We start from the raw sequence: 14,212 nt of genomic DNA on the forward strand, positions 1-14,212 counted from the left end.
GCAAGCCTCGCTCCTACAGGCCAGGCAGCTCAAGGGCCTTGGCACATGCCTGCAACGAACGCTGCTGGCTCTGCGCATACAGCGCGAGCTCATCCTGCACCGACTTGCCCAATGCCTGTTCAAAGGCATCACGGTTGGCATTGCTGCCATAGTTGCTCTGGGCTTCATCACCGAGGTTGGACTGGAAGATCCCCGCCGCGCTGACCGGCAGGAAGTCCTCATACACCAGCGCTTCGAAATGCACGTGACCGGCGTCGATAAGGCCCTCCAGCGAGGTTGGCCGCCCTGAATCGCTGCGTGCTGCCAGACCGCGCTCGGTCGGGAAGTAGCGGAAGTAGGCCAGGCCTTGTTCACGCATCTGCGCGAGGTCATCCGGAAACGCCTGGAAGCTATCCTTGAGCAGCGCCATGTAACGCTCGGCATTGGCGTCTGCCTGCACCCCGCCCAGCGCCTCGCGGGCGGCATCCAGCAGTTGGTCGTAGAGCTGGCGCCCTTTGGGCGTCAGTGCAGCGCCTCGTTGTTCGATCTCGCCGAAGCGTGCCGTGTGGCTGCCACCTGCAGCGCCTTGCTGGTCACTGAAGGCGACTTTTTCCTGCAAGGCCTTGAAGCTGGTCTGACGCAGCAGGATCGGGCAGCGGCGCGGTGGCGGGCCTTCGATCACGGCCTTGGGTGGAATGCCCTTGGCCGGCATGCCTACCTGGATCGCATCGATGTCCAGGGTGCGCGGGGTCAGGTGGTTGATGTGCGGGCCTTTGAACGCCACCACATCGGCGATCAGACGGTGTTGGTCATGCAATTGCTGATACTGCTCGGCCGTCACCGTGGCGTCGTGGTGCCAGCGGAAAGTGTGGAGGGCCTCGGCAACAAAGCTGTCGGCGTCGTCGGCGCTCAGGCCGCCTTCACGCTCGAACTGTTGAATCAGCTCCAGTGCGCGCGGGGTGAAGATCTGCCGCTTGGCGAGGATCTGCCGGGACAACTCGCGCAAGGCCGGGTTGTCGATCAGTTCCAGGCGCAACAGCGAGGTGAACACCCGGAACGGGCTGATGTGCAGTGATTGTTCGTGAACGGCGCGGAAGGCGGTGGAGTGTACCGGTACACCGGCCGAGCTGAGGTCGTAATAGCCCACCGGCTGCATGCCCATGACCGCGAACAGCCGGGCGATGGTAGCCAGCTCTTCGGCAGTACCTACGCGGATGGCGCCGTGGCGTTCCTGGTCGAGGCGCTCGATTTCACCGGTCCAGCGCAGCGCCTGGGCGACCTCCGGTTGCCGGGTCATGACCTGCTGGTTGATTTCGCTCACCAGTGACAGCAGCGTGCCGTACAGCGGCACCTCTTGCTTGTACATGAGCGACATGGCGGCCGAGAACTGCGCGCGAATGCTGTCCGGGCTGACGAAATCTTGAGCGGGCATCGAAAGCTTCCTGGTGAAGTGGGCACCCCTACATGAAAGCGAGGAATGCAGTACTCCCGCAAGCGAAAAAAAGTCGATCAGTCATTCCATGAATTCGCAACGTCAGCGGGCTAGCTCGTCGCTGATCCAGTCGACCAGTGCGCGCACCTTGGGCACTTCTGCGGCGTGCTCGGCAAAGGCCAGAAAGTGTGCACCCGTGCTGCGCATGCTGTGCTGCCAAGGCACCACCAGTTTGCCTTCGGCCAGCTCCTGGGCCACCAGATAACGCGGCACCAGGGCCACCCCGCAACCTGACTGGGCGGCGCTCAGGCTCATATAGAAGGTGTCGAAGCGTGGGCCGTGGTAGCTGTGAGCCGAATGCAAACCCTGTTCGAGGAACCACTCGTGCCAGGCTTCCGGGCGCGAGGTGCTTTGCAGCAATACCAGCTCGGACAGTTCACTGGCGTCTTTCAAGGTGCGGTCCTGGAGCAGTTCGGGGGCGCAGACCGGCACCACCTCCTCACCGAACAACTCGACGCAGGTTGCACCGGGCCAGGTGCCCTGACCGTAAAAGAACACCACATCGGCGTTACCTTGCAGCAAGGCAAAGGGCTCCATCTCGTTGCGGATATCCAGGTGGATATTGGGGTAACGCTTGCCGAAGCCCTTGAGGTGCGGGATCAACCAGCGCACACCAAAACTTGGCTGAGTGGCTACCTTCAATACTTCGGTCTGCTCGCCGTAGGAGAGGATGTAACGGCTGGACATGTCGACCTGGGTGAGAATCTTGTTGACCTCGGCCAGGTAAAGGGCGCCAGCAGGTGTCAGCTGCAGGCGCCGGCGAATACGCAGGAACAGGTGATGGCGGAGCATTTCTTCCAGTTGCGCGACCTGTTTGCTCACCGCACTCTGGGTCAGGTGCAGTTCTTCGGCAGCGCGGGTGAAGCTCAGGTGTCGGGCGGCTGCCTCGAAACACTGCAGGGCGGCCATCGATGGCACCAGACGTTTGGACATAGTGGTCTCTGAGCGGGTAGATCATTACCTGGCGGAATGATATGCAGAATAAAGGTCGTTTGTTGCGCCAGAGTGATCGGATTAATACTGATCCGGATCACTAATTCAACCACTCATCGCATGCAGGAGAAGAAAATGGTTGATGGACTGCTTGACCGCCTTGGTGTCCCGGCCAGTGCCTACACCCACGGCAACCATCCCGTTCACACCCCTATCGATGGCAGCGCGATTGCCTCGGTGCACCTGGAAAGCAAAGCCCAGGTCGTGGCCAAGATCGATAAGGCCGAGCAAGCCTTCCAGGCCTGGCGCAACGTGCCGGCGCCACGTCGCGGTGAGCTGATTCGTCTGTTTGGTGAAGTGCTGCGTGAGTACAAGGCCGACCTCGGCCAGCTGGTGTCCATCGAAGCCGGCAAGATCACCCAGGAAGGCCTGGGTGAAGTGCAGGAAATGATCGACATCTGCGACTTCGCCGTGGGCCTGTCGCGCCAGCTGTACGGCCTGACCATCGCCTCCGAGCGCCCAGGCCACCACATGCGTGAAACCTGGCACCCGCTGGGTGTGGTCGGGGTCATCAGCGCGTTCAACTTCCCGGTCGCGGTCTGGGCCTGGAACACCTCGCTGGCGCTGGTGTGCGGCAACGCCGTGGTCTGGAAGCCTTCCGAGAAAACGCCACTCACTGCCCTGGCGTGCCAGGCACTGTTCGAAAAAGCCCTGAAAGCCTTTGGCGATGCGCCTGAAGGCCTGAGCCAGCTGATCATCGGCGATCGTGACGCCGGTGAAGCCCTGGTGGATGACCCGCGCGTGCCGCTGGTCAGCGCCACCGGTAGCACCCGCATGGGGCGCGAAGTCGGCCCGCGGGTTGCTGCACGCTTTGGCCGCAGCATCCTCGAACTGGGTGGCAACAACGCCATGATCCTCGCCCCAAGTGCAGACCTGGACCTGGCCGTGCGCGGCATCCTGTTCAGCGCTGTCGGCACTGCCGGTCAACGTTGCACCACGCTACGTCGCCTGATCGTCCACCGCTCGATCAAGGATGAGGTGGTGGCACGGGTCAAGGCGGCTTACGCCAAGGTGCGTATCGGCGATCCACGCAAGGACAACCTGGTCGGTCCGCTGATCGACAAGCCGTCGTTCGACGCCATGCAAGGCGCCCTGGCCAAGGCCCGCGACGAAGGCGGCCAGGTATTCGGTGGCGAGCGTCAGCTGGCCGACCAGTACCCGAACGCTTACTACGTGTCGCCTGCCATTGCCGAAATGCCGGCCCAGAGCGCTGTCGTGCGTCACGAGACCTTCGCGCCGATTCTGTACGTGCTGGCCTACGACGACTTCGAAGAGGCCCTGCGCCTGAACAACGACGTACCGCAAGGTCTGTCCTCGTGCATCTTCACCACCGACCTGCGTGAAGCCGAGCGCTTCCAGAGTGCGTCGGGCAGCGACTGCGGTATCGCCAACGTCAACATCGGCACCAGCGGTGCGGAAATCGGCGGCGCGTTCGGTGGCGAGAAAGAGACCGGTGGCGGCCGCGAGTCGGGCTCCGACTCCTGGAAAGCCTACATGCGTCGGCAGACCAACACGGTGAACTACTCGCGTGAGTTGCCGCTGGCGCAAGGGATCGTGTTCGACTGATGGGTTGATGCAGCATGGCCGGGGGCAGCGCCCCGGGTTCGCGGGTAAGCCCGCTCCTACAGGATCTTCACTGCCCGCGGCTCCTGTGGGAGCGGGCTTGCCCGCGAATGGGCTGAAAAGCAGCCCCAAACAAGAACAAATTGCTGGAGCCGGTCATGTCCGAACTGCGTCAACAATGCTTGTGGGAACACGTCAGCCAACCGACCGTCGCCGCCCAGGCTCTGGCCGGTGAGCACAAGGCCGATGTGTGTGTCATCGGTGGTGGCATCACTGGCCTGTCGGCGGCTATCCACCTGCTGGAACAGGGCAAGTCGGTGATTCTGCTGGAGGCCTGGAAGATCGGCCACGGCGGCTCCGGGCGCAATGTCGGCCTGGTAAACGCCGGCACCTGGATCCGCCCCGACGATGTCGAGGCGACCCTGGGCCAGAAACAGGGCAGCCGCCTGAACAAGGTGCTGGGCGACGCCCCGGGCGAGGTCTTCGCCATGATCGAACGCCTGGGCATCGACTGCCAGGCCCAACACAAAGGCACCCTGCACATGGCGCACAACGCCACCGGCATTGCCGACCTCGAGGCCCGTCACGAACAGTGGCGCCGCCGGGGGGCTGACGTCGAGCTGCTGACCGGCGTCCAGTGCCAGGAGTACTGCGGTACTGACAAAATTTCCGCGGCATTGCTTGACCACCGCGCCGGCACCATCAACCCCATGGGCTACACCCAGGGCCTGGCGGCCGCCGTATCGCGCCTGGGCGGCAAGCTGTTCCAGCAATCCTGCGTCGAAGGCCTTGAGCGCGACGGCGACGCCTGGCGGGTGAAGACCGCACGCGGTTCGGTGCGCGCCGACAAGGTGGTGATCTCCACTGGCGCCTACACCGAAGGCGACTGGAGCAACCTGCAGAAGCAGTTCTTCCGTGGCTACTACTACCAGGTGGCTTCAAAGCCGCTGCATGGCGCGGCCGCCGACAAGGTGCTGCCGCACGGCCAGGGCTCGTGGGATACCCGCACGGTGCTCAGCAGCATCCGTCGCGACGACCAGGGCCGCCTGCTGCTGGGCAGCCTCGGCCGGGTCGACAACAAACCGGCGTGGTTCGTGCGCAGCTGGGCCGATCGCATCCAGAGCCACTACTACCCGGAGCTGGGCAAGATCGAATGGGAAATGCACTGGACCGGCTGTATCGACTTCACCCCGGACCACCTGATGCGCCTGTTCGAACCGGCACCGGGACTGGTGGCCGTGACCGGCTACAACGGCCGTGGCAATACCACCGGCACGGTGATCGGCAAAGCCTTTGCCCAGTTCTTGCTGGAGGACAACCCCGATGCCCTGCCGATTCCGTTCTCGGCCATGAAACCGGTCGCGGCACCGGCGCTGCGCACCAGTTTCTACGAAACCGGCTTCTCGCTGTATCACGCCGGGCAATGCTTGCGGGTGGTGCTGTAAACGACTGTTGTAACGGCTACTTGTGCAGCCAGCTGAGAAAGCCGCCTTTCTTGATGGCTGCCGGTTTCTGTTCCAACAGTGACTGGCTCGATTGCTGACGGGTGCGCTGCAGCTTGGTCAGCGCCGTTTTTACCTCCTGGCGCTCCTCCAGGCAGCTGCGCACTTCTTCCTTGTTGATGCGAAACAGTAAACAGCTGGTCAGGCTGCGGAACTCGGCGCTGGAGTTGTCGCCATCGAGCAAGCCTTCGACGCCGAGCACTTCACCGGGACCCATGCGTCCGGCCTCGATCAGCTTGTCGCCGTCACGAATGGCGGCCGATACGACGCCCGTGCCGATCACCAGGAGGAAGTCCGAGTTGTCGCCCACGCCGAGAATCACCTGGTCCGCCAGGTACTCCACCGAGGTCATGCGCTGGCTGAGGCTGTCCTTCTCGTCGCTGCTCAGCGAGCGGAAGATCCGTACATCTTCGAGCAGGGCACGTTGGCGGTTCCAGGCCTGTGTGGGCTGGGTATCGGCGTTCCAGACCACACCGCTGGCCTCGAGGTGGCGGTGGGCAAGATCGAACATGTGATTACGCACTTCGACCTTCTGGTTCATGCTGGCCACGAAGCCGCTGGCCTCGTACTCGACTGATTCCAGACTGGCAGTTTTGATCGTCACTTTCGGCGCGGGGGTGCTCAACAGGCTGCGGGTGCCCTGCAGAGTTTTTTCCAGCGCATCGATGACGCGCCGTGGTCGCACCTTGGCGGGCACCACGACGCTGATCGACACACCGTGCACATCGTTGGGCTGGCTGAAATTGAGCAGCTTGGCCTTGGCCGCCACCGAGTTGGGAATCACCGCCAGGCTGCCGCTGCTGGTCAGCAGGCGGGTCGCACGCCAGTCGATGTCGATGACCTTGCCTTCCGTGCCGTCGATACTGATCGAGTCGCCAATCTGATAGGGGCGTGTGGTGTTGAGCACGATCCCGGAGAACACGTCGCTGAGGGTACTCTGGAGCGCCAGGCCGATGACAATCGCCATCACACCGGAGGTCGCCAGCAGGCCCTTGACCGGCAAGCCCAGCACATAGGCGGCTGCGGCGACGATGGCAACCAGGAAAATCACTGCTCCCAGCACATCCTGAAGCAGCCGGCCGGTATGGCTGCTGCGCGCCACCAGGAACACGCCTGTCACGACGGTGACCGCGCGTGCGGCGAACAACCACCAGGCGATGCCCAGTACGGTCGCCAGCAGGTTGCGTGACACATCCTCGGGCCAGGGCGCCGGTTGCAGTGGGCTGACGCCGGCACTGATCAGCACCCAGGTGAACAGCAGGAACATGCCAACCCTAAGGCCGATACGCCAGGCGCGTCGCTCGACCGGGATCAGGTGCCAGAGCAGCACGTCGAGTGCGATCAAGGCAATGCCGATCAGCAAGGGGTAATGCTGGAGGAATGCGAACATGCGGGTCTCGGCGCAGTGGGCTGTTGCTAGTAAAGAGCAGGTTGGCTGCAATTACTACTGGCATGCCCGGCGAGATCCATGGGGTGAGGCGGGGAAAGCGGCTCGCTGTGGAGGCAGGAGCCGCAATGTCATCAGAACATGAAGTAAACGCTGGCGCTGGTCTGGTCCAGATCGATGTCACCGACTTTCAGCACTTCCTGTTCCAGGCGCACACCGAGGTTGCGCAGCACGTCCACCTCGACACCCAGGCCGTAGGTCATGTCCAGGTCATTGCTGTCGCCAGCGATGTCGTGGTCTGCATCCCAGGCATGCACGCCGACACTGCCGAACAGGCGAATACGTTGGCCGATCGGCATGCCGAGGTGGGCGGCGGCCTGTACCGAGTGGCCCTCGAAGTTGCCGTCGTCGCCGTCGAACTGGCCGAGGTCGACCCAGGCGCCTTCAAACGCCAGGTAAGGGTTCAGGCGGTAGCCGACGAAGGCTTTATAGGCATTGTCGTCGTCGCTGATCTGGTGCTCATCGATTTCTACCCGGGTCAGGCCGCCGCCGACGTAAAGGCCGCGGTCATCGGCCAGGGCGTTGAAGGTACTGAACATGAACAGGGCAGCTACAAGCGGTTTTGCGAATTTCATCAGTCGTCCAATGTACTTGAGTAGTGGGGGAGGATGGCCGGATCAGGCCGGTTTCTTCGGCTGGAACTCGCGGTCCAGACGTTCCCGGATCTGTTGCGCAGCACTATCGAGCGCGGGATAGATGTCTTCCACGACCGGGGCCGCAGACTGGTCGATGTTCCTGCCGCTGACGCGGTCCAGGGCCCGGCCAAGCATCTCGCCGGTGAGGCTGTCGCTGACTTCACTCTGGAAGAACAGATACAGGGTTTCATCGCGCACCCCGGTGGCATGCAGGGAAAGGCCGACCAGCATGCCGATAGGGATGTATTCGGTGACATTGGGATCACGTGGTGCGCGTTCGATATTGGCAATCGACACGTTAAGCGAGAGTGCCTTTGGCGCAGGCTTGTCTACCAGGCGATAACCGGCGCCGGTCAGTTGCTGTTCCAGCTGACGGCGGAAGTGCTGACGTAGTGTGTTTGCATCACCGGCAAACTTGGCAAACCGGGGATCATCGCCTTCAAGCGCAAAGGTTTTCGGCAAGTTGAGGTACACAACTTTTTCATGTTGTGCAGAGAACGGTGCCGCGGAGCGCTTCCAGGCTACCGTTTTGTCATCGTGTTCGATGACCTGTAATGATGAGTTGCCGGCTTGTTCCGTAGCGGTTAGTTCGGTGTCGATGCTGGGTGCCATCGAGCAGCCGAACAAGGTTAGCGAGAGCAAAAATACAGAGAGTTGTTTGAGCGGCATGTTGATTCCTGTTGACGTCACATCGAGGTGACTGGCCTCTCCCCAATCTGGGCCGTTGGTGAAGAAAACAGGAATCAAAAATTGTCATTTGTGGCCTGCGGGTGCCGCAGATCATCAGTCGTTCATGCAGCGCAGGCGGTCCAGCTCAAGGATGTAGTAGCACAGCGCGTCACCGCGGGTAGGGATGACGGCCAGGTTCAAAATGGAGCCCAGGCGGAAATACTGGCGGGAAAAAAGCAGCTCCGAATTGCGACTGACGTCGAACAGCTGTTCCTCGCTGCTGGCCTGGATATCCTCGACCTTGATCTTTATTCGCCAGCGCGAGGCCTCTACCAGTGAGGCGCCCACGGCAGTGTGCCGTTCTTTGTCGCCCAGGCGTTCAAGCATGCTGATGACGGCGCTGGGTTCACTGATCGTCAGCCGTTCCTTGAAGTCCAGAACGTCGCGGCCCATGAAGTGATGCCCTTCGGATCGATAAGGCTGGCTGTTTTCGTAGGGCACGGAGCGGGTCATGAACAACGCGGCCAGGCAGGCCGAGAAGATCACCGTGATAATCAGCGCATGTCGCCATGCCGCGCGATGATTGTTCATCATCAACTCCCTAAACACTTTTCAAACATGCTGATAAGTCGCTCTTCGCGGAAGGAGAACTCCAGGTTGTAGGCATCTCCGGTTTTCTGAATGCAGGAAAGGTTGGTGCGTGAACCGGTACGGCTGATAAACACTTCGCCGCGCAAATGATCTGTGGCAATACCTGAACTTAGAACATCAGCCTTGAGTGCATCTACTTCTTGTTTGCTTTTGCCGACAGCGGTAATTGATAATGCGCCTTGTTTGATCTCTGCAACTTGCAGGTCATGCGGTAGTTCGTACCCGGTGTACAGTTGCCACAGGGTGAACAGCGCAAATACTGTCACCGCCAGATAGCCAAGCCGCACCGCGATGCCCAGGCGTTGTTTCTCAATTGGCGGTGTGAGGTGAACGCGGGTAATGGAAGGGGGCTCGATTATCGACTGCCCGACGGGTTGCTCTGCGTCGACGACAGGAGACACCAGGTGGTCGCTGTTGAAGCGGTAGCCGCGTCGCGGCACGGTGATCAGCAGGTCGTGATCCTTGCTGTCGCCGAGGATGTTCCTGAGCATGAAGATGGACTGGTTGAGGCTGCCTGCCGAGACGACACGATCATCCCAGGCGAACGCCATGATGGCCTCGCGCGAGCAAATGGCCCCGGGTTCAAGCAGTAGCAGCTCGAGAATCCGCGCATCTGCGCGGGCCAGGGTTATTTCCTCTGGCGGGCTTTGTAATGTGTTGATTAATAGCGTGTAGCGATCAGGATCAAACTCCACAAGGGCGCTATTTTTTAATCGAAAATAGTAGCTCATGAAACACATCGCGCGTTGTGAAAAGTGCGGGCCATTATAGGGATCATAATTAACGGCGCAAGTCGACAAGGCGCGCTTGTATTTACCGCGATGAATTAATAAACTATTGGCGTGTAATTATTTCAATGTTGAAATAATTACAGTGTTGAAATAATTCTGTGCAGGCCTCAGGGGGTTGCCGGACGATACTGAAGTGCCTCCGCCAAGTGCTCGCGACGGATGTGCGAAGCCTGTCCGAGGTCTGCCAGCGTGCGGGCAACCTTCAGCAGGCGGTGGGCCGCACGCAACGACAGGGTGAGGCGTTCACAAGCACTCTCCAGCCAATGCTGGTCGGCTGTGGATAACTCGCAATGCTGGCGCAGGCCTGGCAGGTCGAGAAAGGCATTAGCGCAGCCCTGGCGCTGTTGCTGGATCGCCCGAGCGTCGGCGACCAAGGCGGCGATGGCAGCGCTGCTTTCGCCATTGTTGCCGACGGGGCACAGGGCAGTGGCTTCGCGGGCGACGGTCAGGTGCAAGTCGATCCTGTCAAGCAAGGGGCCGGAGAGCTTGTTGCGATAACGCTGGATCTGATCGCTGCCGCAGCGGCAGCGTCCGGTGGGGTCACCGAGATATCCACAGGGGCAGGGATTCATCGCCGCGACCAGTTGAAAGCGCGCCGGGAAGCGGATTTTGTCCTTGGCCCGGGCGATGACGATTTCCCCGGACTCCAGCGGCTCGCGCAATACTTCCAGCACCCTTCGTTCAAATTCCGGCAACTCATCCAGGAACAGCACACCGTGATGGGCGAGGGTGATCTCCCCGGGTTGCGGACGGCTGCCGCCCCCCACCAGCGCCGCCCCGGAAGCCGAGTGGTGCGGGTGCCTGAACGGGCGTTGCGGCCAGTTGCTCAATGGCACATGGCTGGCCACCGACTGAATCGCCGCCACCTCCAGTGCTTCGCGTTCATCCAGCGGTGGCAACAGGCCGGGCAGGCGGCTGGCGAGCAGGGTCTTGCCGGTACCGGGCGGACCACTGAACAACAGATTGTGAGCGCCCGCGGCGGCCACCAGCAGTGCGCGCTTGGCCGCCACCTGGCCTTGCACTTCATTGAGGTCGGGGTAGGGGCGCACCTGTAGCAGCAGGCCGTTGGCGGCATAGGGTGTGATCGGCGCCTGGCCGTTGAAGTGCCCGATCAGCTCCAGCAGATGGCTGACGGCGAACACTACCAACCCAGTGGCCAGGCACGCTTCTTCAGCGTTTTCCCGTGGCACCACCAGGGCCCGGCCGGCATCCCGTGCGGCGAGGGCCGCCGGCAGCACACCCTGCACCGGCCGGATCGCCCCGGACAACGCCAGCTCTCCCAGGCACTCCACGTCGTCCAGCAACTGAAGGGGAAACTGCGCGTTGGCCGCCAGAATGCCCAAGGCAATCGCCAGGTCGAAGCGACTTACCACCGGCTTGTAAGCAGGGTATGGACATCTTCTGTAAGCCTTCACTTCTCTAGGTTTGAAGGCATTAAGGGTATGTCCATACCTGCGCAGATTTTTTTTCTTCAAATGATGAATTTTGTCTGCACTACGTTGCTGTGGAGCAGCATTCCACTTACTCGCCCGATCACAACGGATTTGACCTGCAGTCTTAGTAATCATTGAGCGAAGGCAAGCTACCAACACTCGGAAGCGCTCCGGAATTACCAGCGGTACGCTGGCCGAAGATCCATACCGATTAGCGCTTATGCTGTCGCGTTTCACCTAGCGACACAGACGAAAGCAGCTACTGATCCATTGCAGCACCCAGAAGCAAGGCCAATTTTCGAATTCGTAGACTCTAACTCTATGCCAGTCCACAATGATTAGGATCTACATAATTTCGAGACTTTAGGTCTGGTATGTGAGCCCCCCATCCGTGCTATTCACAAAGCCTGCGACCTCACTTTCGAACAAAGTCTAGGCTCACGGCAAAGTAATAATCCGGCAAATGGCACTTACCCCCCTCATCACTCAAGACCGAATCCCTGGCGACCTACAGGATGCGGTCGTTGAGGTCATGCGGCTCGACGCAGCGCTTCGCATGAACGTCCTCCCATCGCTAAGGCTCCCCCTGATGGAGCAGCTTTACAAAGTGAATTCGTATTACAGCAACAAAATTGAGGGCAACTCCGCGCTACCCGCAGACGTGTTACGCCCCCATGAGGTGTTAACCGGCGTCAAAGCCTCAAAAGATTTAGAGGAGATTAAATGCCATATTGAAGCGCAGAAGCGCCTGGCAGATGACTCGATCGCTGATTCGCTAATCTGCACCAAGGACGCAGTTGCGCGTATGCACCGGGAACTTTACAAAGGCATCTCCGACGTGCATCTGGACATTAAAGTCAACGATGAGGGCGAGAGCATCCGTATGGTCCCGGGACAGTTCAGGGATCGGGGTGTCAGGGTCGGCAAGCACATCCCGCCTACTGCCGAGAAACTTCTGTCCTACATGAATTGGTTCGAAATCGCGTACCGGGTAGACCGGCACCACGGCATCTCACCAATTCTGGCTGCTGCCGCTGCGCATCACAGGTTGATGTGGATTCACCCGTTCATGGATGGTAATGGCCGCGCAGGTCGCCTATTCACCGACCAATATCTCAAGTCCGGTGGTCTGGTTGGCTCAGACCTGTGGTCAATGTCTCGTGGCTTCGGCCGCAACGCCGAAGCGTACTATGCAGCGCTCAATGCTGCTGACCATGTACGTAAAGGCGATCTCGACGGACGTGGCGAACTCTCCGATTCCGGGTTGCTGAAATTCACCCGCTACTTCGTCGAGACCGCTCTTGATCAGGTGAATTATTTCAATTCCATACTAGAAGCCCGGCTGCTGAATCAGCGAATCGACACCTACTTCCAACAGCGCCATCAGGAAGCGTTCTACGCCATAAAAAGTGAGGTGGTGCCGGAGTTCAGGATCAAAGCTTGCGAAATCTACAAGGATTTGCTGCACCACGGTGATCAGTCGTTCGGCGCTATCCAAACCAAATTAGGCTTAAATGAAAGTACAACCCAAACCCTTCTTTCGCAGATGGCCGACGAGGGGTTGATCAAATGGGGGGGACTCAAGTTGGTTTCTCTAAGCCTCTCCCGACATTCAATCGAGTTCCTGTTCCCCGCCCTCTGGTAATCAGGTGGCCTTGAACGTCATACGCTCAGGTTTAATCGCCGCTACCTCTGAGCTCAAGCCTGATTCTTTTGAGCTCCACTTTCTGAGTCGAGGGCGGTAAGTCATGAGCGACTGCTTTCGCCAAAAGCGGACATTTGACAGGCACTCCTAGCGTTACTCATGAACAGGTTCCGTGGGCAACCTTAGGCTGCTACACAACGCCACACCTACCATCATCGCCATCAGCACAAGCATCATTGATGCACCTCGACCACTCAATACGAATGCCGCAGCAAATGGTCCGGCAGCCTGCGCTAGAAGCATCGGCCGCGCTAGAGCCCCCATCCGAGCCCCATACCCCTCCGCACCAAAAAGCGCCAGAGGTAGTGTTCCTCTGGCGATGGTGAGAATCCCATTACCCGCGCCGTAAAGCGCTGCAGCGACGAATGCCAGCCACGGCACGCCCGGGATGAACAGGCAAATGCCAAGGAGGCTCACAAGAACGCCGACGCGAGCCGACCAGGTCGGATGAAGGTGCCGCGCGATAGAAAACTCCAGCACCCTGGCAACCACCTGGGCGGGTCCAATGACCATTCCGACCGCCAACACCGTGACGATAGGAAGCCCCAGTTGCTGGAGGGAGGTCAGCAGGTGGACAGATAGGCTGGCCATCACGAAGGCAATGACTGTTAGCAGCCCTGCTAGAAGCCAAAATAGTCGGCGGCTACCATGATCCAGCGTAAGGGCTACCTGAGCTTCCGGCGCTGATCCTCTTCCTGCATCGAGCGGCTTCGGTACTGCCAGCCAATGAATCGGCAGGCCGACCAGTACATGCACCAAAACCAACACCAAGCAGGTTTCTCTCCAGCCGATCCAAGACTCCAACGCGGCCATTACGGGCCAGCCGATGGTGCTGGCAAACCCACCAATCAACGTCAACCCCGTGATCGCTCCCCGGGCCCGTTCTCCCAAAAGCGTCCCCAGCGTGGCAAATGCCGCATCGTACAAGCCGGTGGCCATGGCCAGGCCAAGTAACGACCAAGCCAGGTAGTAGAGACACAAATTGCTTGCCACAGACATTACCAAGAGCCCTGCACTCAGCATCAGTGAGCTGAAGACAAGTACAGAACGCCCTCCACGCCGATCAATCAAACGGCCGGCAATAGGTGAGCAGAGGCCCGCAACTAGCATGCCCCAGGACAGGCCACCTACGACAGACGACAGAGACCAGCCCATGTCCCGAGCAATCGGGCCAGCCAGGACTGCCGGTAGGTAGAAGGTGGACCCCCACGCAAAGATTTGGGTGATGCCCAACGCGAGCACCAGCCGTATGCGGTTCACGCTGACAGGCAGGTACGATTCATGTCGAGTCACGGCAGTCCATTTTTAATAGTTGTTAGTGACAACCAAGATAGTCCATTGGGCGTGGAGAG

The 14,212-nt window shown here is 60.1% G+C and carries 11 protein-coding genes and 1 pseudogene; 3 read left to right on the top strand and 9 right to left on the bottom strand.

What is annotated here, in order from left to right; translation table 11 throughout:
- Positions 1-13: 13 nt before the first annotated feature.
- Together I5S59_RS03720 and I5S59_RS03725 are read right to left on the bottom strand one after the other, a co-directional pair.
- On the bottom strand, positions 14-1,411 hold the full coding sequence (locus tag I5S59_RS03720) for a VOC family protein (protein WP_197875444.1): 1,398 nt from the start codon (positions 1,409-1,411) through the stop codon (positions 14-16).
- Between the two features lie 102 nt (positions 1,412-1,513).
- A complete protein-coding gene (locus tag I5S59_RS03725) occupies positions 1,514-2,404 on the bottom strand; it encodes a LysR family transcriptional regulator (RefSeq protein ID WP_197875445.1) in 891 nt (296 codons plus the stop codon).
- 135 nt (positions 2,405-2,539) lie between these two features.
- Here I5S59_RS03725 and I5S59_RS03730 point away from each other — a divergent pair, with 135 nt between their 5' ends.
- Both I5S59_RS03730 and I5S59_RS03735 read left to right on the top strand, forming a co-directional pair.
- Complete coding sequence (locus I5S59_RS03730; RefSeq protein WP_197875446.1) at positions 2,540-4,030, top strand: aldehyde dehydrogenase family protein; 1,491 nt, start codon at positions 2,540-2,542, stop codon at positions 4,028-4,030.
- A gap of 155 nt (positions 4,031-4,185) precedes the next feature.
- Positions 4,186-5,472, top strand: a complete 1,287-nt coding sequence (locus I5S59_RS03735; RefSeq protein WP_197875447.1) for an NAD(P)/FAD-dependent oxidoreductase — start codon at positions 4,186-4,188, stop codon at positions 5,470-5,472.
- Positions 5,473-5,488: 16 nt separating this feature from the next.
- Here I5S59_RS03735 and I5S59_RS03740 read toward each other — a convergent pair whose 3' ends face one another.
- The 6 genes and pseudogenes from I5S59_RS03740 to I5S59_RS03765 form a co-directional block, all read right to left on the bottom strand.
- The gene (locus I5S59_RS03740) at positions 5,489-6,919 is read right to left on the bottom strand and encodes a mechanosensitive ion channel family protein (protein ID WP_197875448.1); all 1,431 of its coding nucleotides are present in this window, start codon (positions 6,917-6,919) and stop codon (positions 5,489-5,491) included.
- A gap of 131 nt (positions 6,920-7,050) precedes the next feature.
- Positions 7,051-7,551, bottom strand: a complete 501-nt coding sequence (locus I5S59_RS03745) for an outer membrane beta-barrel protein (RefSeq protein WP_197875449.1) — start codon at positions 7,549-7,551, stop codon at positions 7,051-7,053.
- Positions 7,552-7,593: 42 nt separating this feature from the next.
- A complete protein-coding gene (locus tag I5S59_RS03750) occupies positions 7,594-8,358 on the bottom strand; it encodes a DUF3313 domain-containing protein (protein ID WP_232239555.1) in 765 nt (254 codons plus the stop codon).
- Between the two features lie 36 nt (positions 8,359-8,394).
- Positions 8,395-8,871 (bottom strand): hypothetical protein, encoded by a 477-nt coding sequence (locus I5S59_RS03755; protein WP_232239556.1) that lies wholly within the window; start codon positions 8,869-8,871, stop codon positions 8,395-8,397.
- Positions 8,872-8,873: 2 nt separating this feature from the next.
- The gene (locus I5S59_RS03760) at positions 8,874-9,662 is read right to left on the bottom strand and encodes a winged helix-turn-helix domain-containing protein (protein WP_197875450.1); all 789 of its coding nucleotides are present in this window, start codon (positions 9,660-9,662) and stop codon (positions 8,874-8,876) included.
- A 167-nt stretch (positions 9,663-9,829) separates the two neighbouring features.
- Positions 9,830-11,086: pseudogene (locus I5S59_RS03765) on the bottom strand (YifB family Mg chelatase-like AAA ATPase); the annotation flags it as partial.
- A 658-nt stretch (positions 11,087-11,744) separates the two neighbouring features.
- On the opposite strand from I5S59_RS03765, the gene I5S59_RS03770 reads away from it, so the two are divergent.
- Complete coding sequence (locus I5S59_RS03770; protein ID WP_232239557.1) at positions 11,745-12,800, top strand: Fic family protein; 1,056 nt, start codon at positions 11,745-11,747, stop codon at positions 12,798-12,800.
- A 153-nt stretch (positions 12,801-12,953) separates the two neighbouring features.
- On the opposite strand, the gene I5S59_RS03775 is transcribed toward I5S59_RS03770, so the two are convergent.
- The gene (locus I5S59_RS03775) at positions 12,954-14,153 is read right to left on the bottom strand and encodes an MFS transporter (protein WP_197875452.1); all 1,200 of its coding nucleotides are present in this window, start codon (positions 14,151-14,153) and stop codon (positions 12,954-12,956) included.
- Positions 14,154-14,212 lie beyond the last annotated feature (59 nt).

Source organism: Pseudomonas alkylphenolica, from assembly GCF_016009175.1.
GTDB lineage: Bacteria > Pseudomonadota > Gammaproteobacteria > Pseudomonadales > Pseudomonadaceae > Aquipseudomonas > Aquipseudomonas alkylphenolica_B.